This is a genomic window from Neisseria sp. HMSC064E01 (genome assembly GCF_001808875.1).
GTDB classification, from domain to species: domain Bacteria; phylum Pseudomonadota; class Gammaproteobacteria; order Burkholderiales; family Neisseriaceae; genus Neisseria; species Neisseria sicca_A.
This window is the reverse complement of sequence record NZ_KV794928.1, coordinates 802-21,960: the sequence shown is the minus strand read 5'-3', so window position 1 is coordinate 21,960 and position 21,159 is coordinate 802. Positions and strand designations below refer to the sequence as shown.

Annotated in this window: 15 protein-coding genes and 1 CRISPR repeat array; of the genes, 11 read left to right on the top strand and 4 right to left on the bottom strand. The window is 50.2% G+C overall.

The annotated features are described in order from the left end of the window. Positions 1–49: 49 nt before the first annotated feature. Both recD and HMPREF2572_RS05440 read left to right on the top strand, forming a co-directional pair. Complete coding sequence (gene recD, locus HMPREF2572_RS05445; RefSeq protein ID WP_070496622.1) at positions 50–1,807, top strand: exodeoxyribonuclease V subunit alpha; 1,758 nt, start codon at positions 50–52, stop codon at positions 1,805–1,807. A gap of 384 nt (positions 1,808–2,191) precedes the next feature. Further along, the gene (locus tag HMPREF2572_RS05440; protein WP_070496620.1) at positions 2,192–3,310 is read left to right on the top strand and encodes a hypothetical protein; all 1,119 of its coding nucleotides are present in this window, start codon (positions 2,192–2,194) and stop codon (positions 3,308–3,310) included. 138 nt (positions 3,311–3,448) lie between these two features. On the opposite strand, the gene HMPREF2572_RS05435 is transcribed toward HMPREF2572_RS05440, so the two are convergent. The 4 genes from HMPREF2572_RS05435 to cysT all read right to left on the bottom strand — a co-directional run bounded on the left by HMPREF2572_RS05435 (position 3,449) and on the right by cysT (position 7,177). Beyond that, a complete protein-coding gene (locus tag HMPREF2572_RS05435; RefSeq protein ID WP_070496618.1) occupies positions 3,449–3,973 on the bottom strand; it encodes a CPCC family cysteine-rich protein in 525 nt (174 codons plus the stop codon). Positions 3,974–4,143: 170 nt separating this feature from the next. Further along, the gene (locus HMPREF2572_RS05430) at positions 4,144–5,217 is read right to left on the bottom strand and encodes a sulfate/molybdate ABC transporter ATP-binding protein (protein WP_070496616.1); all 1,074 of its coding nucleotides are present in this window, start codon (positions 5,215–5,217) and stop codon (positions 4,144–4,146) included. Next, the gene (gene cysW, locus HMPREF2572_RS05425; RefSeq protein WP_070496614.1) at positions 5,214–6,074 is read right to left on the bottom strand and encodes a sulfate ABC transporter permease subunit CysW; all 861 of its coding nucleotides are present in this window, start codon (positions 6,072–6,074) and stop codon (positions 5,214–5,216) included. Before cysW ends, HMPREF2572_RS05430 begins: the two co-directional genes overlap by 4 nt. 266 nt (positions 6,075–6,340) lie before the next feature. Next, a complete protein-coding gene (cysT, locus tag HMPREF2572_RS05420) occupies positions 6,341–7,177 on the bottom strand; it encodes a sulfate ABC transporter permease subunit CysT (protein WP_003759178.1) in 837 nt (278 codons plus the stop codon). A gap of 174 nt (positions 7,178–7,351) precedes the next feature. Here cysT and rep point away from each other — a divergent pair, with 174 nt between their 5' ends. From rep to HMPREF2572_RS05375, 9 genes are all read left to right on the top strand, one after another. Continuing rightward, the gene (gene rep / locus HMPREF2572_RS05415) at positions 7,352–9,352 is read left to right on the top strand and encodes a DNA helicase Rep (RefSeq protein ID WP_070496611.1); all 2,001 of its coding nucleotides are present in this window, start codon (positions 7,352–7,354) and stop codon (positions 9,350–9,352) included. A gap of 777 nt (positions 9,353–10,129) precedes the next feature. After that, positions 10,130–10,543, top strand: a complete 414-nt coding sequence (locus tag HMPREF2572_RS05410) for a hypothetical protein (RefSeq protein ID WP_070496610.1) — start codon at positions 10,130–10,132, stop codon at positions 10,541–10,543. Positions 10,544–10,704: 161 nt separating this feature from the next. Next, the gene (gene trpE, locus HMPREF2572_RS05405) at positions 10,705–12,180 is read left to right on the top strand and encodes an anthranilate synthase component I (RefSeq protein ID WP_070496608.1); all 1,476 of its coding nucleotides are present in this window, start codon (positions 10,705–10,707) and stop codon (positions 12,178–12,180) included. Between the two features lie 63 nt (positions 12,181–12,243). After that, complete coding sequence (locus tag HMPREF2572_RS05400; RefSeq protein ID WP_070496606.1) at positions 12,244–12,813, top strand: RNA 2'-phosphotransferase; 570 nt, start codon at positions 12,244–12,246, stop codon at positions 12,811–12,813. A gap of 261 nt (positions 12,814–13,074) precedes the next feature. Then, positions 13,075–14,982: an ATP-binding cassette domain-containing protein gene (locus HMPREF2572_RS05395; protein WP_070496604.1), complete on the top strand. Its 1,908-nt coding sequence runs from the start codon at positions 13,075–13,077 to the stop codon at positions 14,980–14,982. A gap of 336 nt (positions 14,983–15,318) precedes the next feature. Continuing rightward, positions 15,319–15,618 (top strand): CRISPR-associated protein Csx16, encoded by a 300-nt coding sequence (csx16, locus tag HMPREF2572_RS05390; protein ID WP_070496602.1) that lies wholly within the window; start codon positions 15,319–15,321, stop codon positions 15,616–15,618. A 41-nt stretch (positions 15,619–15,659) separates the two neighbouring features. Then, a complete protein-coding gene (csm6, locus tag HMPREF2572_RS05385) occupies positions 15,660–16,832 on the top strand; it encodes a CRISPR-associated ring nuclease Csm6 (RefSeq protein ID WP_070496599.1) in 1,173 nt (390 codons plus the stop codon). Positions 16,833–16,888: 56 nt separating this feature from the next. Then, on the top strand, positions 16,889–19,273 hold the full coding sequence (locus HMPREF2572_RS05380) for a tetratricopeptide repeat protein (RefSeq protein ID WP_246827776.1): 2,385 nt from the start codon (positions 16,889–16,891) through the stop codon (positions 19,271–19,273). Between the two features lie 67 nt (positions 19,274–19,340). Beyond that, complete coding sequence (locus HMPREF2572_RS05375) at positions 19,341–20,606, top strand: PDDEXK family nuclease (protein WP_070496595.1); 1,266 nt, start codon at positions 19,341–19,343, stop codon at positions 20,604–20,606. Positions 20,607–20,846: 240 nt separating this feature from the next. Beyond that, positions 20,847–21,159: a CRISPR direct-repeat array (repeat unit 31 nt; unit sequence GTCGGAAGACTTGCCCCACTAATCGGGGATT).

The following is a 21,159-nucleotide window of genomic DNA, read 5'->3' as shown; positions in this document are numbered from 1 at the left end:
GTCTGAAAAACAGTTTTCAGACGACCTTTTTTCAATACGGGAAACGATGATGGCTGAGAATACTGCCGATGATTTGAACCTTGCCGCCGCTCAAGCAGCGGGGCGTTTACTGGAGCGTTGCGTACCGGAGCATGCTGCGGTGCTGACGCCGTATGTGCTGCGGCTGTTCGCTGCTTTGCAGAATGGGCATTCGTTTGTTTGGCTGGATGAGGGCGAAGCAGAGGAATTGGCGGGATTGGCACCGACGGTCGGACAGGGCGCGTCGCCGTTGGTGTTGCAGGGCAGAAAGTTGTTTTTGGGGCGGATGTGGCAGCTTGAGCATGATTTGGCGGCTGAAATCAAGCGTTTGGCAGAAGCGGAAGTCGAGCCTGTGGATTGGATGAGCGCATCGCAAAACTTGTCTAGCTGGTTTGCCGATAAAGGAAGCGCAGGCCAGCGGGATGCGGCGGGGCTTGCCTTGCTCCAGGCGTTTATGCTGATTACGGGCGGACCGGGTACGGGTAAAACGACGACGGTGGCGAAACTTTTGGGGCTGATTTGCACCAACTCGGCCACGCGCCTGCCGCGTATCGCGCTTGCCGCGCCGACGGGCAAGGCGGCGGCGCATATGGCGCGCGCGCTGCATCGGGCGGTGGACGGTTTCGAGATGCCGGATGCGGTGCGCAATCATTTGTCCGCGCTGGAAGGGCAGACGGTTCACCGCCTTTTGAAACTGCGCCCGCCGCAAATGCTGCCTGCGTTTGACGGCAACCGCCCGCTGCCTTTGGATGTGTTGGTAGTGGATGAGGCTTCGATGTTGGATGTTTCCTTGCTGCTTCACTTGCTGCGTGCGATTCCGTCGGGTTGCCGCGTGATTTTTTTGGGAGACGAGTTCCAGCTGCCTTCGGTCGGCGTCGGCGCGGTATTGGCGGCGTTGTCGAGACGGACGGTTTTGGATAAGGAAACGGCGGAGCAGCTGAGCATTTATCTGCCGGAACACGGTTTCCCCGTGGAGGAAAATCCGCCGGCTTTGTCGCAAAACGTCGCGCAACTGACGGTCAGCCACCGTTTCGGCGCAGACAGCGGCATCGGTTGTTTGGCGAGGGCGGTGGTATCGGGCAGGAGCGGGGAAGGTTGGGCGCAGTTTGCCTTGTTCCCCGACGAGTTGAAAATCCGCGAAGGTCGTCTGAAACAGCAGGCGGAGCTGCTTTACCGCAAACACGAAAAATACTGGCAGGCAGTCGATAAAAACGATGTGGCGCTGGCGTTCGGACACGCGGCGGATGTGGTCGTTTTGGCGGCATGGCGGCAGGACGCGGAGGCGTTCAACGAAGAGTATTGCCGTTATCTGCAACGCAAACATCGGGCGGGCGCGGATACGCCGTGGTTCGCGGGACAAATCATCATGATTGCGCGTAACGACTATACGCTGGAAGTGTTCAACGGCGACATCGGGCTGATTATGCCCGATGCGGAATCGGCAAACGGCTTGGCGGCGTATTTCCCGAATGCGGACGGTTTCAAAAAAATCGCCATCAGCCGCCTGCCGCAGTTTGATTCCGCGTTCGCCATGACCGTGCATAAAAGCCAGGGGTCGGAATATCGGGAAGTCTGGCTGTTGCCGCCGTCGGGAAAAATAGAGCAGGGCGGGGATGACGCGCTGTCGGGCTTAAACAACGCGCTGCTTTACACCGCCATCACCCGCGCGCGGGAACGCTTCATTTTTTGGGGAAATGAAGAACAATGGCGGATGGCGGTGGAGACCCGAAAAAACCGCCGCACGGCGTTGGGCGAAATCTTGGATACCATGTTCGGATCGAAAGCTTGAATAAAACCCTAAAGGTCGTCTGAAAACAGTACTGATGCTGCTGGAAGTTTTCAGACGACCTTTTTCTATTGATATGCGTCAAAATCAGCGTTTGGAATTAAGCATAATACTCTAAATCTTCTTGACGGTTTGCGCCGTCTTTCATAGGATTGAAGCCGTTCGATTACAAAAATTAGTAAATTCCTAACAAATATTGATTAGGAATTTTTCATTAAAATACCTTTTATAGTGGATTAACTTTAAACCAGTACGGCGCTGCCTCGCCTTTCCGTACTATCTGGATTTTGGGGAATTTTGCAAAGGTCTCTATCTGTACTATCTGCGGCTTCGTCGCCTTGTCCTGATTTAAATTTAATCCACTATACTACTCAATCGGAGCTTGGCATGAACATCCAAAAAAACTTTGCCGTTGTATGCGCTGCCTTGGCAGCATCACCTTTCGCATTTGCAGAAACCGCCGACGCTGAGCGTGATGCCGCCGCATTGGCGACGACAAGTGATTACGTCAATTCAGGCAGCGTCATCCGCAAAGACGAAGACAAAATCAGTATTTTCAACGATTTGCTGACCGTAAACGGCTCATTCCGTGTCCGAGCCGACACCAAAGACATCAATGCCAACAACAGCAGCACCAATCCCACGCCCGAAGCCTCCAACACCAATTTCAACGCCGAATTCTGGTTGCGCGCCAAGCTTTATAAAGACTGGAAACTGGTTACCCAAATTGAACCCAACATCGATTTGAAAACCGGTAAATTCAACGGCGACCACGATGTTCCGGTAAACAAACTCTACGTAGAAGGCACGATTACCGAAGGCATCAAAGCCCGCTCAGGTAAATTCGGCGCATTCTCCTCATACGGCCGCGTTTGGGATACCGCAGTAACCGGCGGCGAAATCTTCTTCGACAACAAAACCCTGCCCACCAAAATTTACGCAGGCCGCTTTACCGGCAACCTCAACGACAACGCATGGGGCATAGGCGGTCGCCGCAAACATTTCGCCGCCATTCAAAGCAACCTGCCGATTAACGAAAACATCAACGTCGGCGCAACCGTCAGCTACATGAAAGACATAGACGTGCGCGGTGCGAAGAAAAATGCCGTCTTCGGCGAAATCGGTACGGATGTTAAATTCAACGACGATTGGCGTTGGATGGCGGCGGTGAGTAAGTCCAACATCAAAGCCTATAACGACGCAGGACAAAAAATCAAAAACGACGGCGTGTTTACCGAAGTCCGCTATAAACTTGCCGACTGGAAAGTCCGCAATTCCTACGATACCTTCCTGAACTACCGCCGCGTGGGCGCACTTTCGGGTGTATCTTCGGTCGAGGATTACAGCAAAAACGTACAAGGCGTACAAATCGGCGCAACTTATATTCCTTGGAAAAACTGGAAAGTATCAGGTTTCTACCTAGCAGGTAAACAAGTTACCCCGACTGCCGGTGCAAGCAAACAAGACGTAAACGTTTTACGCGGTCAGGTGGAATATAAATTCTAAGTTGTTTGGATAAAAGCTTTGTGTAAACAAAAAAACAGGCAGGGTTAAACTGCCTGTTTTTGTTTTATGTAGGAAATGGTCGTCAGAAAATTATTCCAAATGGACTATGTGCATTATTGCTCTGTCGCGTCTTACAGACTACGGATTACTAAAAATATATTTTTCCTCTAGTTTGGTTTTATCATGCTCCAGAAAAAAATTTTTTCTATATACAGATAAACTATTGTGATTAGCCGCAGAATATTGCTCTTCATGACTGCCGTCATCTTCCCAGTAACAAATAGCACAAACATCATAGTTTGATTTACTAGATAAGGTATAAAAATAACAGCATGGGCATTGTACTTTTTGATTTATCTCATCTCCAATGACTTCTATTTCTTTGGATTGAACAATACTAATATTTTTCGCTAAAAACTTATTATTTAAAATTGAATTTCTATATATCAATCCTAATAAAACTACCGGATCAAAAAAATCGCTGTAAAATTCTATATCATCAAAATCATTTGTCTTTAAATAGCTTACAAGTTCTTTATTCAAAGATTCGGGTTCAGATTCGTAGGAATACCAAAAATCTAATAGAATATCCATCTTTTCTGAATTAGATATTGTATTAAGCTGATACTCAGATAAAAATTTTATGGCTTCTTCTCTAGTCATAATAAAACCTAAAATACTGAGGTTTACATATCGTTCTTCAAACGAACTTTGCTTAAACCATTATAGACGGATAAGATGGATTTACAGTTTTTTGAATTTAACCAAATTAAAACTCACGTGAAAAGGTCGTCTGAAAACCTGTTTTCAGACGACCTTTCGTTATCTCCCCATCAAATCAAATATTCAATCAACTCGTTCTGCGAGAACACATAAACCTGTTTCGGCACCAATGCCAATTCCCGCCCTGCGGACAAATCCAGCCTTGACGCGTCGCTGCCTGCCAGCGTGATGTGTACGTCCTGTTTGCCGTGTTTCACCAAAACGTGCGTCAGGGCGCCGACGGCGTGGATTTTTTCGATTTCGGCGCGGATCATCGGGGTTTCGTGTTCGGCGGCAATTTGCCATTCGTGCGGGCGGATGTAGCCGGTGGCGGTTTGTTCCTGCCATTTGTAGTGCGCGTCCAATTTCCACGCGAAGCCGTTGTAGTGCCAGATGCCTTTTTCGATTCTGCCTTCGAAGGCGTCGGTTTCGCCGAGGAATTCGGTTACGAAGGCATTTTCCGGTTTGCGGTAAATGGCTTCGGCGCTGCCGGTTTGCTCGATTTTGCCGTGGTTCATGACGACGATTTCGTCGGAAACTTCAAGGGCTTCTTCTTGGTCGTGCGTCACCAGAATACTGGTTACGCCCAAGTTGTGATGAATGTCGCGCAACCAAGTGCGCAATTCTTTGCGTACTTTGGCATCCAGCGCGCCGAAGGGTTCGTCCAAGAGCAGGAGTTTCGGTTCGACGGCGAGGGCGCGGGCGAGGGCGATACGCTGGCGTTGCCCGCCGGAGAGCTGGTGCGGATAGGATTTTGCGAGGTGGGAGAGTTGTACGAGTTTGAGCAATTCTTCGACTTTGGCGCGGATTTGTTCTTTGGACGGGCGTTCGGACTTGGGCAATACGGTCAAACCGAAGGCGACGTTGTCAAACACGTTCATGTGGCGGAAGAGGGCGTAGTGTTGGAACACGAAGCCGACTTTGCGCTCGCGCACATGCTTGGCGGTTACGTCTTGCCCGTCAAAGAGAATTTGGCCGCCGTCGGCGTTTTCCAGTCCGGCGATGATGCGCAGGAGCGTGGTTTTGCCGCAGCCGGAAGGGCCGAGCAGGGAAACGAGTTTGCCGGTGGGGACGTTGAGGTTGATGTTTTTCAGCGCGTGGAACGCTCCGAAGTGTTTGTTTAAGTTTTGGATGGTGATGCTCATGCTGCGTTCCTTTCGGCGGCGGCGAGTTTTTTATCTTGTAATTTTGTGATGATGTTCTGCACTGCCAGCGTCGCCAGTGCTAAAAGTGCCAATACGCCGGAGAGGGCGAATGCGCCGGTGAAGTTGTATTCGTTGTAGAAGATTTCGACCAAAAGCGGGATGGTGTTGGTCTCGCCGCGTATGTGTCCCGATACCACGCTGACCGCGCCGAACTCGCCCATTGCGCGGGCGTTGGTAAGGATAATGCCGTAGAGCAGCGCCCATTTGATGTTGGTCAGGGTAACGCGCCAAAACATCTGCCAGCCGCTTGCACCGAGTATCAGCGCGGCCTGTTCTTCGCTGTCGCCCTGCGCCTGCATCAGCGGGATGATTTCGCGCGCGACAAAGGGGAAGGTAACGAACAGTGTCGCCAGAATAATGCCGGGGATGGCGAAGATAATCTGTATGCCTTGCGCTTCCAGCCAGCCGCCCAATGCCGTGTGCGCGCCGAACAATAAGACGAACATTAAACCGGCCACCACGGGTGATACGGAAAACGGCAAATCGAGCAGGGTGGTCAGCAACTGCTTGCCGCGGAAGTCGAAACGGGTCAGCAGCCACGCCATCGCCACGCCCAATACGGCATTGACGGGAACGACCACCGCGGCGGTAATCAGGGTGAGCTTGATCGCCGCCCACGCTTCGGGATCGGTAAGGGATTGCAGGTACAAATCCCAACCGCCTTTCAGCGCTTCGTAAAACACGGCGACAAGCGGTACGACCAGCATCAGCAGCAGGAACCCCAGCGCAACGGCGGTCAGCAGCACGCGCAGCCAGCGCGGTTCGGTCAGGTTCGGGTTGGCGGAATAGGGTTTCATGGCGGTGGTGTTCTCTGGTTGGTTTTAAGATGTTTGGAGGTCGTCTGAAAAACTGTTTTCGTGGGTCGGATTCGTTTTCAGACGACCTTTTATTGATTAAGGGAATAAAAAACGTCTAGCTGCCGTCATTCCCGCGCAGGCGGGAATCCATCGGTAAAGTTCAGCTGCCTTATTTATTTTTGGTTTTTCTGTTGCCGTACGGTGGATTCCCGCCTGCGCGGGAATCCACCGTACGGCAACAGCGTAGTTCAGGTTTTCAGACGACCTCACCCCTTCGCTCCCGAACGCCTGCTCAACGCCCACTGCATCACGTTCAGCGCAAACAGAATCACAAACGAAACCAGCAGCATAAACAACGCCACCGCCGACGCGCCCTGTACGTCGAACTGTTCCAGCTTGCCCGTAATAATCAGCGGCAGGATTTCGGAAACCATCGGAATGTTGCCCGCGATGAAAATCACCGAGCCGTATTCCCCCGTTGCCCGCGCGAACATCATGCCCGCGCCGGTTAAGAGCGCCGGCGTGATTTCCGGCAGCAGCACGCGGCGGAAGGTCGTGAAGCGGTTTGCGCCTAAAGTCGCCGCCGCTTCCTCATATTCGCCCGACAATTCTTCCAACACCGGCTGCACGGCGCGGACGATAAAGGGCAGGCTGACGACGACCAGCGCAATCCAAATGCCGACGGGCGTAAACGCAATTTTGATGCCCAAAGGCTCAAAAAAACGGCCTATCCAACCGTTGGGCGCATACAGGGTCGCCAACGCGATGCCCGTAACCGCCGTCGGCAGCGCAAACGGCAAATCGACCAGCGCGTTCACCAGCCCCTTGAGCGGAAATTCATAGCGCACCAACACCCACGCCACCAGCGTGCCGAACACGACATTGGTCAGCATCGCATAAAACGACATCCGCAAACTCAGCCACACCGCCGCCAACACGTTCGGCTCGGCAATCGTGTTCCAAAAGCCGCCCCAGCCGATTTCCGCCGCCTTCGCCGCCATCATCGCAAACGGCAAAACCACCAGAAGCGACAGGCACAATACAGTTAGACCAAGGCTGATTTTGAAGCCGGGCAGTACGCTGGGCGTTTTGAGTAATAACATGGTCGCTCAGAAGGGAAAAAGAAGATGCTGCCACTTTAACGGGGTCGTCTGAAAAACGGAAAGAATGGTTTGTTTGGTGCAAAGATGATTTTGTTATATATGCTGGATTGACGTTTGGGGCTTTCAGACGACCTGTTATAATCTGCGCCTCTTTTTGGTTCGTCTGCATTCCCCATGAAACTCAACCCCCAACAGCAAGCCGCCGTCAAATATCTCGGCGGGCCTCTGCTCGTGCTTGCCGGCGCCGGCAGCGGCAAAACCGGCGTGATTACGCAAAAAATCAAACATTTGATTGTCAACGTCGGCTATCTGCCGCATACCGTTGCCGCGATTACCTTTACCAATAAAGCCGCTACGGAAATGCAGGAGCGCGTCGCCAAAATGCTGTCCAAGTCGCAAACGCGCGGGCTGACGATTTGCACGTTCCACTCTTTAGGCATGAAGATTCTGCGCGAAGAGGCGAACCATATCGGTTACAAAAAAAACTTCTCCATCCTTGATTCCACCGACAGCGCGAAAATCATCGGCGAACTCTTGGGCGGTACGGGAAAAGAAGCCTTATTCAAAGCGCAGCACCAGATTTCCCTGTGGAAAAACGATTTGAAAACGCCCGAAGACGTGCTTCAGACGGCCTCAAACGCTTGGGAAGAACAAATCGCGCGCGCGTATGCGAGCTATCAGGAAACCCTGCAAAGCTATCAGGCGGTGGACTTTGACGACTTAATCCGCCTGCCAGCCGTGCTGTTGCAGCAAAACAGCGAAGTGCGCAACAAATGGCAGCGGCGGTTGCGTTATCTGTTGGTTGACGAATGTCAGGACACCAATACCTGCCAATTTACGCTGATGAAGCTCTTGACCGGTGCGGAAGGCATGTTTACCGCCGTCGGCGACGACGACCAGTCCATCTACGCATGGCGCGGCGCGAACATGGAAAACCTGCGCAAAATGCAGGAAGACTATCCGCAGATGAAAGTCATCAAGCTGGAGCAAAACTACCGCTCCACCGCGCGGATTCTCAAAATCGCCAACAAAGTGATTGAAAACAATCCCAAACTCTTTACCAAAAAACTTTGGTCGCAGTTCGGCGAAGGTGAAATTGTCAAAGTCGTTGCCTGCCAAAACGAGCAACACGAAGCCGACTGGGTCGTCAGCCAAATCGTCAAGCAGAAGCTGGTCGGCGGCGACAAAACCCAATACGCCGATTTCGCCGTGTTATACCGCGGCAACCATCAGGCGCGGATTTTTGAAGAAGCCTTGCGCAGCGCGCGTGTTCCCTACCAACTCTCCGGCGGGCAGAGTTTTTTCGACAAAGCCGAAATTAAAGACGTTTTGTCCTATTTGCGCCTGCTTGCCAACCCCAACGACGATCCCGCCTTCCTGCGCGCCGTAACCACGCCCAAACGTGGCATCGGCGATGTAACGCTGGGCAAACTCAACACCTACGCGCACGAACACGAATGCAGCCTGTATGAAGCCGCGCAAAACGAAGAAGCCCTCGCGTTACTGAACAATACCAACCGCCAACACCTGCAAGCCTTTATGAATATGTTCGGCAGCTACCGCGCCAAAGCCGAAACCAGCGAAGCGGGCGAACTCATCAACAGCCTGCTCAAAGAAATCGACTATGAAAACCACCTGCTTGCCAGCGAAGAGGGTAAAGCAGGGGAAATCAAATGGCGTAACGTCAGCGACCTGACCGGCTGGTTAGAGCGCAAAGGTGAACAAGACGGCAAAAACATCATCGAACTCGCCCAAACCGTCGCCTTAATGACGTTCTTGGAAGGCAAAAGCGAAGAAGAAGTCGATGCCGTCAAACTCTCGACCCTACACGCCTCCAAAGGCTTGGAATACCCCTACGTTTTCCTCGTCGGCTGCGAAGAGGGCATCCTGCCGCACAACGACAGCATCGAAGAAGACAACGTCGAAGAAGAACGCCGCCTGATGTACGTCGGCATCACCCGCGCCAAACGCCAGCTTACGCTGACCCACTGCGTCAAACGCAAAAAACAAGGCACATGGCAGTTCCCCGAACCCAGCCGCTTCATAGACGAAATGCCGCAGGAAGACATCAAGATTTTAGGGCGCAAAGGCGGCGAGCCGATTGTGAGCAAGGAAGAGGGCAGAAGTCATCTGGCGGGGATGCTGGATATGTTGGCAACAAAAGGGAAGGGCTGAAACGAGAGATGGACAAGCAAAAGGTCGTCTGAAATAGGTTGCACATGGTACGCTTCTTTAATTTGTAGTGTTCCGGATTCCTCCTGTCAGCCTGAAAGGACAACAAATCTGTGTCAGCCTCAATAATTCAAAAGCAGCGTTGTCGAATGTAAAATACATGGCTATAATCCGCATTACAAGTTTTCCGACGGATAGCGAAAAGTCTGTCTTTCGGCTGCTCTTTTCAGTTAAGGTTTTATTAAATAATGTCTTTGTTGGTTAAGGAAAAATACTAACCTTTCTTAACCATATAGAAGCTTGAAAATAATGAGATTTTTTAACCGAGTGCAGTCGGAAGACTTGCCCCACGAATCGGGGATTAAGACGGCTTTGAGCCTCAGCTTGGATACGCTGGTTCAGTCGGAAGACTTGCCCCACGAATCGGGGATAAAAATCAAACGGTCTTGATGGTTCATCCCATCAAGGCCGTTTTTGCATCATGCGTATTTCCAAGGTCTTAAAGAGGTCGTCTAAAATGGCTTTAAGGGTATCAAAGGGTATCGGTTTTCAGACGACCTTTTTTCAACGATTTGAGGGTCGTCTGAAACGCCCGTCCTAGCAATAAGTAGCATATTCAAACTATTTCGTTTCGGGTATAGTATCGCCTGAACAGACTTTCAGGCAGGCTGATTGGTGCGGAAGCGACGTTTTATATGTTATCCCTAAAGATTCCCGCGCCGCCAATCGTCAGTCCGCCCTAAACCGTATGATGAGACATTGCTTTGGAGAAGCGCTGAAATGTTCAAACGTCCTGAAGAAATCATTGTCCTTGTCCTTGCCGTTATTTGGGTGGTGCTGACTTATTTCATCGCCGCCTTTCTCGGCGCAGATACTTACACCATCTTCCTGATTACCGGCCTGACGCTGGTATGGGCAGGCGTATGCTTCCGCCTGTGGCAGATTAATTTAAGCCGTAATATCTGGCCGCTGTTTTTAGGCAGCTTGGTGATGTGTTGGTGGCCTTATTTGGATTGGTATGCCATCAAAGACATCGTCGTTCCGGCATCCGGAGGGGAGGCTATTATCGTAACCAAACCTTGGTATGCAAGCTGGACCTTCAAATTCATCCTGTCCCTCATTCCGGTAGCGCTCGGCTATTCGTTCAAATGGAAGCAGGCTAAAAAACGCCATTCCACCGCTCCGCGCGCCTGAAATCTAAACCTAAAACGCCGTTAACCTCAAACGGCGTTTTGCTTTTTCAGACGACCCGCATACTGTCAACGCTATCGATAAACTGCTATACTTTTCGGATAATTCGACCGGTTTTTACTCGGATAAGGTCGTCTGAAAAATACCCGACAAACGGAATCAAAATGATCAGCAAACAAGAATACCAAGCCCAAGCCGCCCAAGGCTACAACCGCATCCCGCTCGTTCAAGAACTCCTTGCCGACTTGGATACGCCGCTTTCCCTCTATCTCAAACTCGCCAACCGCCCCTATACCTACCTGCTCGAATCCGTTGTCGGCGGCGAACGTTTCGGCCGCTATTCCTTTATCGGCCTGCCTTGCAGCCACTATCTCAAAGCCAGCGGCAAACATGTCGATGTTTATCAAAACGGCGAAATCGTCGAGCAACACGACGGTAATCCGCTGCCCTTTATCGAAGCCTTCCACAACCGCTTCAAAACGCCCGAAATCCCAAGCCTGCCGCGCTTTACCGGCGGACTGGTCGGCTATTTCGGTTACGAAACCATCTACAATTTCGAACACTTCGCCCACCGCCTAAAAAACACCGCCAAAGCCGACCCGCTCGGTACGCCCGACATCTTGCTGATGCTGTCGCAAGAGTTGGCGGTTATCGACAATTTGAGCGGCAAAATCCACCTCATCGTTTATGCCGATCCCTCGCAGCCCGACGGCTACGAACGCGCCCGCGAACGCCTCGAAGACATCCGAACCCAGTTGCGCCAAAGCTGTGCCATCCCGCTCTCACTCGGCAGCAAACACACCGAAGCCGTCAGCGAATTCGGCGAAGAACCGTTCAAAGCCTGTGTCAACAAAATCAAAGACTACATCTTCGCAGGCGACTGCATGCAGGTCGTCCCCAGTCAGCGCATGAGCATGGAATTCACCGACAGCCCGCTCGCCCTCTACCGCGCCTTGCGCACGCTCAACCCTTCACCTTACCTCTTTTACTACGATTTCGGCGATTTCCACATCGTCGGTTCCTCGCCCGAAATTCTCGTCCGCCGCGAACGCGACGACGTCATCGTCCGCCCCATTGCCGGCACGCGCCTGCGCGGCAAAACCCCTGCCGAAGACCTTGCCAACGAGCAGGATTTATTAAGCGACGCCAAAGAAATCGCCGAACACGTCATGCTTATCGATTTAGGGCGCAACGACGTCGGCCGCATCAGCAAAACGGGCGAAGTCCAAGTAACCGACAAAATGGTGATTGAAAAATACTCCCATGTGATGCACATCGTTTCCAATGTCGAAGGCCGTCTGAAAGAGGGCATCACCAACATGGACATCCTCGCCGCCACATTCCCCGCCGGCACACTCTCCGGCGCACCCAAAGTCCGCGCCATGGAAATCATCGAAGAAGTCGAACCGAGCAAACGCAGCATCTACGGCGGCGCCGTCGGCGTATGGAGTTTCAACAACGACATGGATTTGGCAATCGCCATCCGTACTGCGGTAGTGAAAAACAACACGCTATACGTCCAAAGCGGCGCAGGTATCGTCGCCGACTCCGACCCGACATCCGAATGGCAGGAAACACAAAACAAAGCCCGAGCGGTGGTTCGGGCGGCGCAGATGGTTCAGGAAGGGTTGGATAAATAAATTTCAGACGACCTTTAAAGAGGGAAGGTCGTCTGAAAATACTTAAAAGAAAGAAAAAGACCAATGAAATTAAACGAAAAACAACAAAAATCCGTCAGCAAATTCCTCAGCCTTATCTTACGTCACAGACCCGAACAAATAGGAATCACTCTGGACAAAAACGGCTGGGTGGATATTGATATCCTGTTGGCACAAGCCAATCATCCCAAGCACAACTTTACCGGAGTTTCGCTGACGTACGATACTTTAATGGAAATTGTTGAAAAAAATGATAAAAAACGGTTTACCGTATCAGAAGACGGCAAGCGTATTCGTGCCGCGCAAGGGCACTCCACAAAACAGGTTGAAATCCAGCACCACGTAGCAACACCGCCTGATATCCTATATCACGGCACAGCAGAAAAATCAGTGCAATCAATATTTGGTCAGGGGTTGCATGCAGGTTCACGCCATTTCGTCCATCTTTCAGCAGATATCGAAACCGCAATCAAAGTCGGTTCCCGACATGGCAAACCCGTCGTATTGACCATTAATACTGCCGCCATGCTTGCCGACGGTCATCAGTTTTACCTCGCAGACAACGGCGTTTGGCTGACTGAAAACGTTCCGTCGAAGTTTATTGCCAACTTGTGAATTTAGTGCGAGTTTTCTTTTAGTTTATACTTAGTTTATACTTAGAAAAATCCGCCCGTAAAAATAAGGGGCGGATTTTGTTTGTGTAATGACTTATTGCTCAGTATATCAATTCGTATAATGTATATTATGTTAAATTATATGGATTGATTCAAGTTTCTCAATATTCTTTAGTTCTATCCATCTCTCTTCGTACCTATCACAGAGCTTTTTAAAATCAGTTAAAATACACGACTTGATTTTATTTTTCCCTATTTCCTTATGAACATCTTATCCGTAGAAAACGCTTCCTTTGCCGTCGGCCATGTCGCCCTGCTCGACAAAACTTCCTTCCAACTCGACAGCGGCGAAAAAATCGGCCTAATCGGCCGCAACGGCGCTGGTAAGTCTTCGTTTCTGAAAATCCTCGCCGGCGTGCAGAAGCTCGACGACGGGCAGATTATCGTTCAAAACAACCTCAAAATCGTTTATGTGCCGCAGGAATCGTTTTTCGACAAAGAAGCCACCGTATTCGACACCGTTGCCGAAGGCTTAGGCGAAATCCGCGACCTGCTGCGCCATTACCACCGCGTCAGCCATGATTTGGAACACAATTCAGACGACGTTTTATTGAAAGAACTCAACGAATTGCAGCTTGAAATCGAAGCGAAGGACGGTTGGAAGCTGGATGCGGCGGTGAAGCAGACTTTGGGCGAACTCGGTTTGCCGGAAAACGAAAAAATCGGCAACCTCTCCGGCGGGCAGAAAAAGCGCGTCGCCTTGGCGCAGGCTTGGGTGCAGAAGCCCGACGTATTGCTGCTGGACGAACCGACCAACCATTTGGACATCGATGCGATTATCTGGCTGGAAAACCTGCTCAAAGCGTTTGAAGGCAGCCTGGTCGTGATTACCCACGACCGCCGTTTTCTAGACAACATCGCCACACGCATCGTCGAACTCGACCGCGGCATTCTGCGTTCCTATCCCGGCTCGTTCTCCAAATACAGCGAGAAAAAAGCGCAGGAATTGGCGGTTGAAGCGGAACACAACCGCCTGTTTGACAAATTCCACGCGCAGGAAGAAGCGTGGATACGCAAAGGCATCGAGGCGCGCCGCACCCGCAACGAAGGACGCGTGCGCCGTTTGGAAGAACTGCGCCGTCAGCGCGCCGAACGCCGCAACGTGCAGGGACAGGTCAATTTCAAACTCGACAGCGGCGAGAAAAGCGGCAAAATCATCGCCGAACTGGAACACGCCTCGTTTGCCTACGGCGACAAAGTCATCATGGACAAATTCTCCGCCATCTTGCAGCGCGGCGACAAAATCGGCCTAATCGGCCCCAACGGCATCGGCAAAACCACCTTCCTCAAGCTGATTCTGGGAGAATTGCAGCCGACCTACGGCAGAATCCGCATCGGCAGCAAGCAGGAAGTCGCCTATTTCGACCAGTTCCGCAGCGCGTTGAACGAAAACGACACCGTGTTTTACACGCTCGGCCAAGGCAACGATTACGTCGAAATCGGCGGCAAGAAAAAACACGTCATGAGCTATCTGGAAGATTTCCTGTTCCACCCTGCCCGCGCGCAAAGCCCTGTCTCATCGCTCTCCGGCGGCGAACGCAACCGCCTCCTGCTGGCAAAACTCTTCACCCGCCCCGCCAATATCCTGGTCTTGGACGAACCGACCAACGACTTGGACATCGACACCCAAGAGCTGCTCGAAGACCTGCTGCGCGATTACCAGGGCACGGTATTCCTCGTCTCGCATGACCGTATGTTCCTCGACAATGTAATTACCCAAAGCATTGTTTTCGAAGGACAAGGCCGTCTGAAAGAATACATCGGCGGCTATCAGGACTATATCGACGCAAAATCACGCGAAGAGAAAATTCAGACGACCTCCGCACCGAAAACAACCGCAGAACCGGAAAAAGCCAAACCCAAAGCCAACCGCACGGTCAAACTTTCCTACAAAGAACAACGCGAACTCGACGCCCTGCCCGACGAAATCGCCGCCTTGGAAACCGAACAGGCGGAAATCAACGCGCAACTTTCCGATCCTGAAATCTTCAAAGATTATGAGAAAGCCGGTGCATTGCAAAACCGCGCCGAAGAAATCGAAACACTGCTTTTGGAAAAATTGGAACGCTGGGAGCTTTTGGAGGCGAAGCAGAACGGTGAATTGATCTGATTTGATGCCAACCGTTTTAGGCTATAACAGCTTTTTATAGACATCCCCAAAGCCTCAATCAATACACACAAGGCAATAAAAAAGCTCTGAAACATCTATGTTTCAGAGCTTTATATATCTTGCAGAATACTGCTGAAAATTAGGTTTGGTGGAGGCGGGGGGAATTGAAGCCACCTAGTCCGCAATCAGTAGTATGTGTACAAACACCCCCCCTTGGTTTAGAGCGTTTTTTTATCTGTTTATATCTTATTTTTATTAACTTCTACGCAAATTTGTCTCTTACCCAAGCCCTATTCTTTACATTAAAATAAGCATCTTGATTAAAAGGGAGAACATATGACTACCTACTTCATCTCGCGTCACCCTGGCGCAATCGAATGGATAAAGCAACAATCGCAATGGCAAATCGATGAATTCACCCCACATCTAGATACAACACAAATTCAAGCAGGCGATGTGGTGTTAGGAACGCTGCCTTTGCATTTGGCTGCAGAAGTGTGCAGTCGTGGTGCTAAGTTTTATTTTTTAACGCTGCCTCAGCAATTTGCCGAACGCGGCAATGAACATACTGTCGCAGCTATGTCTGCAGCAGGCGCAACTTTACAACGGTTTGAAGTCAAAAAAATTACTGAATAAAACTTCAAGCCTCCTTAAAAACATCGATCAAGAAGAACGCAATGAGACAAAAACGCAAAATTTTAATTGCCGTTACAGGTATGTCACCGCAAATTTTGACCGAAACAGTCTATGCTCTGTATACGCAGCAAAATTGGCTGCCCGATGAAATTTTTGTACTGACCACACAAATCGGCTACAACAATATCGTCCGTAATTTGCTTGGAGAAGATGGCTTTTTTACGCGTCTTTGTAAGGATTACAAATTGCCTGAAATTCAGTTTGACGAACGAAATATCCACGTTATCCACGATGCTGACGGCGAAAAACTGAGTGATATCCGTACTCCGGAAGAAAACAATTTGGCAGCGGACATGATTGTGAATTTTATCCGCCAACAATGCGCCGATGATAAGACCGAGCTGCACGTCTCCATTGCAGGTGGACGAAAGTCCATGGGATTTTATATTGGCTATGCGCTGTCGTTGTTTGGACGTCCGCAGGATAAGCTGTCGCATGTTCTGGTTACCGAAGGATTTGAAAACAACCCACTTTTTTTCTATCCGACCCATTACGACAACTATATTTCCAAAAAGCCGTACGACCCCAATTGCACAGAAACCATTAACACGCGTGAAGCCAAAGTAATGCAGGCAGAAATTCCGTTTGTACGCATGAGTTACGGTTTGCCAAATTTGGCGCAAAATAATGTGAGCTACTCCGAAGCAGTACAGCTCTTACAAAACAATTTAAAAGCTGACCGCATCATTTTAAATATCAAAGATTGCACCATTCAACTTGGGCAGGACAAACCCATTAAAATAGCCGACAAACGCTACTTTTTTGCCTATGCCGCATTAGCGCGGTTTCATTTGCAAAATAAAAGCATCAAGCTGATAAACCAAGCAACCTGCTATGACAACATTAAAAACAACAAATGGCAACTTGGCGTATATCCTGAACTGGATGATTTTCAAACATGCTATTGGGACATCATGCAAATCAACGAACCGTCTCTCAAAAATGCTCCGAATCGTCAAGAGCTGTTAGAGCAGGCACGCAATAGCGCATTGCAAAGTTTGCGCGAACTACCTTCCAAACTCCGCACCATCTTAACGGAGAACTTTTCAGAATACGTTGCAGAACAATACGGCGTATTTAGCACAGGTACACGAAAAACAACGCCAACATACTATTTAAAGATGCCGGCAGAAAAAATTGAAATTGTAGGGTAATAAAAAATAAATTTTTAAACTGTCTACCCTATTCCTATTTTTATATGGAGTCTTACATGTCCCAAACCATCATTGCCCTTTGCACTGCCGAGCAACTGGCCTCCACCATTCCCGATTGGCAACAACACAACACTCAACAAATACAAACCAAACAGTCGAGAAACCCGTCCGGTGACATGACAGACTCCACACTATTGTTTGAAATATTCAAATTCGCCGCCTGGGGCTTAGACAACAAAGACAATCAAGAAAAAGTAAACGAACTGCTTTACCTTGCGGCACAGCGTGGTACTGAATTGTCAAACTCCGCTCAAAAAAACAAAAAACAGGGCGAATACGCCTATCAGCTGACGCAAGAATTAGAAATCTTATTCAGAAAAGGCGATTTGACAGCTCTAAACACTTGGTTTAATGAGCAGCAAGCCCGTCCCGAACTAAGCCAACGTATCAAAAAACACTTAGCCATCAAACTGAGCAAATTCAACAAGAATAAAGAAAAGAGAAAATCCTTCACGCCCACACAAGGCTGCTTGGTACGACCGCCACAATTTACCCAACATCATCCCAACAGCCTACGCCACCTGCCCCAACATTCCAACTGGGAAATCGTCATTGACGAAACAGGCATGGAATTTGAGCAAGCGGAGGATTTATCCATCAATGACTACAGCTTAGGACGCTATGTTGCGCTTACCATTCCAGAAGGCAAAGCCGAATTGGACAGACTGCCCGAAACATTCCACGCTGCCGAAGAAAAGCCCGAGCTGCTGGACAAAGTCATCAATAACATTCTCTCGCAGTCAGTAGGCGTATTGGGCATTACTGCCAAAGACCCGCTTTCATTCAACCGCCCGCGTTGGTTTAGCGGTGTTTACCGTTTACTGCAACTTGTCTTACGCCTGCTGCCACTACCCAACGAAGGCAGCAAGCAAGTTCGCGTGTTTATCGAACAACGCGGCAGCTTTAATGCCGATACCGACTTGGAGGTTTTAAAACAACTGCTGTTAAGCGAATTGCAAAGCATAGACGAAGCCCGCTTCAGCCAACTGCTCCTGTCGCTGGAAATTGCCCCCAAAGGCAAACACCCCTATCTTGCCCATGTTGACGCACTGGCGCACTGCTGGGGCGGTTCGTCTGCCGCACAACGTTTGACAAAAGCCAAATTCAAAGGGCATTGTTTCCTTACCCCGGAAAGCGGTGATTTAGAACGCATTTATGCCGCACTCGACGGCAAAACCGCCCTGTCGCCGCACGACTGGTTTCAGGCGGTCTGCGCCCTGTCCGGCGAACCCGAACACAGCCTGTTGCGCGAAGCCATGCAGCAATTGGGCGAACGCTGCCAAACACAGCCCGAAATCTGGCAAAACTACCTACAAACAGTCCGACAACGCCTAAACGAAAAAGACTACCACCCCAAAGCCCTAGATGAAATCTTAGGCTGGCTGCAAACCTACGCCCCGGCAGACAACAAACTGCCGCCGCTATTACAGCTACGTTTTCAAGCAGCCCGGCTTGCCGCCGACAACCATCAAGGCAGAATGAGTCTGGAAGCCATACAAAGCCTGCTTGATTTGGGCAACCAACTGAAACACGAAGCCGCCCCCGAAGTCGCGCAGGTATACAACCGCCTGGCGGTAGCCACCACCAACATATACGAATTCGACTACGCCAAACAAATTCTACAACACGCGCTCAAACTGCCTGAAATCGCCGTCGGCAGGCAGCAATACGGCAGGCTTCTATCGGGTATGGGGCAGATACACGCCTTCTTAGGCGAACACCAAGCCGCCGCATCCTTTTTTGCCCAAGCAGTTGAAACATTTGAAAAACTATCCGATCCAGCAGAAGCACAAAAAGACATCCGGCAAACCAACCTTTACCGGCTGCACAACGCCCTGGACACAGGCGAAACATGGGAAAACATTCAGCCGCTCGTCACCTCCGCTTTCGGTAGCGACCTAAACAAAGCCGCCCGAAAGTTTTCAAGCAACCCAAACGGCCGCTTTACCCATCATGCCTTATTGCGCCTGTTTTCCGTCTATCCGCAGCAAACCGCATCCGCGCAAAAAAACTATTTGGACAATCAAGCCCACTGGCAAAGCGAAACAGGACACCCATGGCAGCTTATCCACCTGTGGCGCGGCTGGTTGGCGCATTTTGCAGGCAACGACATCATTGCCGCCGAAGCCTTTAACCATGCCCTAGATGAAGAAGCAGACGGCCTGACCCTGCAATGGATTGTGCTGACGACTGCCGTATTGGCAGAACGGCTCGGACTGGGCAAATCCATCCCCTACCCCATTGCCACCGAAGCTGCTCGTCTGAAAACCGCGTTCCCCCAAGCGCCGCATGCAGCCTTACAGACCTTGCAGAAAAGCGAAGCAAAACCCGAAAAACTGCTTGCCGCGCTGAAAGCCTGCCTGCCTTTTAACTTCAAATAAAAAAGCGCACACCGACACAACACACCTTTTCAGACGACCCCAATCCACCAAACAAAGCGAGACCATCATGCAGCCAATTCCACACTACTTCATCATCCTTTCCGAACACAACATCGCCGAATACCGCGCCTGCCTCGATTTACAGCCCCAAAACGTCCATCTCATCGTCACCGATTGGGTCGCCGGTAAAAACGCACATACCCGTTTCAAAAACACGCTGGAGCAAAGCAAACAATTTAACGGCAAAATCCACGAAATCGGCTTTCAAAGCGACAGCCAACTCATCGGCGAACGAACCGAAGAAATCCAAATGTGGCTCGACACCGTCTTCAAAGCCTACTGCGCCGAACACCACATTTCAAACAACGCCATACTCAACATCACAGGCGGCACAAAAATCCTGTCCCAACTGCTCGCCGCCCAAACCGGCATATGGCAGGAGCTGCACTACCAAGCCTTCCAACGCGACAGCAACCAAATCCACATAGACCGCCTCAATCCCGACAACCTGGTATTTCTGGGCGAAATCGTCCTATCCAATCAATTCTCCTTGCGCGATGGCTTGAAACTCTATGCCGACGAAATCGGCGAACATAGCCCCAACCCCATTGCCAAACATCCCGACAGCCTGCCCCTTGCCCACATGCGTTTTGCCGCCCAAAGCATGCAGCAGCCTGAAAACGGCAACCTGTTCCCTGCCATTATTCCTGTATTGAAAGAAGCATGGACACAAAAATATCCCAAAGACCAAAAAGAAATCCTGCTCGAATGGCAAGAGTTCGTGCTTGCACAACCCGACGAACTCAAACCCTTCCTTCAAAGGCTGATCAACCTGATTGACCCGCAAGACCGCATCCGCCTAGACGAAAAAGGACTGATCCTACCCCTCCAATACAACAAAAAAAGCCAAATAGGCCGTCAAATTCACTACTGGAACAAATGGATAAGCGGCGACTGGTTTGAACAACTCATTTACACATGGTTGAAAGAAAACGGCGTAAAAGACGAAGAACTGGAGACAGGCTTGCAACTGATACAAGGAGAAAGTCAGGGCAACGAAACCGACATTTTGCTGTTCCGTAAAAACCAACTGATTTTTTGGGAACTCAAATCCGATTTAAGCTCCGAAAGCAAGCTGGCAGACCCGCTAAGGCAAGTGATCGACCAAAGCCTCAACATGGGCAAAGTACGCCGCGTCCTGATTTTGTCGCCCGTCATTCAAACCAATGCCGGTTGGCAAAAATGGACGGAATTCGAGCGCAACTGCGCCGCCAAAAACATCCAAATCATCATCGCCCGCGACAAAGAAGCGCTGAAAGCCCTGACAAGCTGACATCGAAGTCTCTTGAACATGGAAACGTCGTCTGAAAACGTTAAAAAACATTGTGAAATGCAAAGCAGACGGCTATAATCCGAAACACAAGTTTTCCGACGGATAGCGAAAAGTCTGTCTTTCGGCTGCTCTTTTCAGTTAAGGTTTTATTAAATAATGTCTTTGTTGGTTAAGGAAAAATACTAACCTTTCTTAACTATATAGAAGATTGAAAATAATGAAATTTTTTGACTGAGTGCAGTCGGAAGACTTGCCCCACTAATCGGGGATTAAGACATCAGAGTTTTAACCTCAGTCTCATACAGACGGAGTCGGAAGACTTGCCCCACTAATCGGGGATTAAGACCTTCAAGGCATCAACCAATTTTACGCCCTCTGTGTGTCGGAAGACTTGCCCCACTAATCGGGGATTAAGACCAAAAGGCAGACTCGTTAAAAGACCCGTTTCGCGTCGGAAGACTTGCCCCACTCATCGGGGATTAAGACCTTATCAGACGAATGTTCGTACATGTCAATCCATTCGTCGGAAGACTTGCCCCACTAATCGGGGATT

Excerpts from the sequence above, each read along its gene's own strand:
- recD (WP_070496622.1), top strand. The coding sequence starts at position 50 with ATGGCTGAGAATACTGCCGATGATTTGAACCTTGCCGCCGCTCAAGCA.
- HMPREF2572_RS05440 (WP_070496620.1), top strand. The coding sequence starts at position 2,192 with ATGAACATCCAAAAAAACTTTGCCGTTGTATGCGCTGCCTTGGCAGCA.
- HMPREF2572_RS05435 (WP_070496618.1), bottom strand. The coding sequence starts at position 3,973 with ATGACTAGAGAAGAAGCCATAAAATTTTTATCTGAGTATCAGCTTAAT.
- HMPREF2572_RS05430 (WP_070496616.1), bottom strand. The coding sequence starts at position 5,217 with ATGAGCATCACCATCCAAAACTTAAACAAACACTTCGGAGCGTTCCAC.
- cysW (WP_070496614.1), bottom strand. The coding sequence starts at position 6,074 with ATGAAACCCTATTCCGCCAACCCGAACCTGACCGAACCGCGCTGGCTG.
- cysT (WP_003759178.1), bottom strand. The coding sequence starts at position 7,177 with ATGTTATTACTCAAAACGCCCAGCGTACTGCCCGGCTTCAAAATCAGC.
- rep (WP_070496611.1), top strand. The coding sequence starts at position 7,352 with ATGAAACTCAACCCCCAACAGCAAGCCGCCGTCAAATATCTCGGCGGG.
- HMPREF2572_RS05410 (WP_070496610.1), top strand. The coding sequence starts at position 10,130 with ATGTTCAAACGTCCTGAAGAAATCATTGTCCTTGTCCTTGCCGTTATT.
- trpE (WP_070496608.1), top strand. The coding sequence starts at position 10,705 with ATGATCAGCAAACAAGAATACCAAGCCCAAGCCGCCCAAGGCTACAAC.
- HMPREF2572_RS05400 (WP_070496606.1), top strand. The coding sequence starts at position 12,244 with ATGAAATTAAACGAAAAACAACAAAAATCCGTCAGCAAATTCCTCAGC.
- HMPREF2572_RS05395 (WP_070496604.1), top strand. The coding sequence starts at position 13,075 with ATGAACATCTTATCCGTAGAAAACGCTTCCTTTGCCGTCGGCCATGTC.
- csx16 (WP_070496602.1), top strand. The coding sequence starts at position 15,319 with ATGACTACCTACTTCATCTCGCGTCACCCTGGCGCAATCGAATGGATA.
- csm6 (WP_070496599.1), top strand. The coding sequence starts at position 15,660 with ATGAGACAAAAACGCAAAATTTTAATTGCCGTTACAGGTATGTCACCG.
- HMPREF2572_RS05380 (WP_246827776.1), top strand. The coding sequence starts at position 16,889 with ATGTCCCAAACCATCATTGCCCTTTGCACTGCCGAGCAACTGGCCTCC.
- HMPREF2572_RS05375 (WP_070496595.1), top strand. The coding sequence starts at position 19,341 with ATGCAGCCAATTCCACACTACTTCATCATCCTTTCCGAACACAACATC.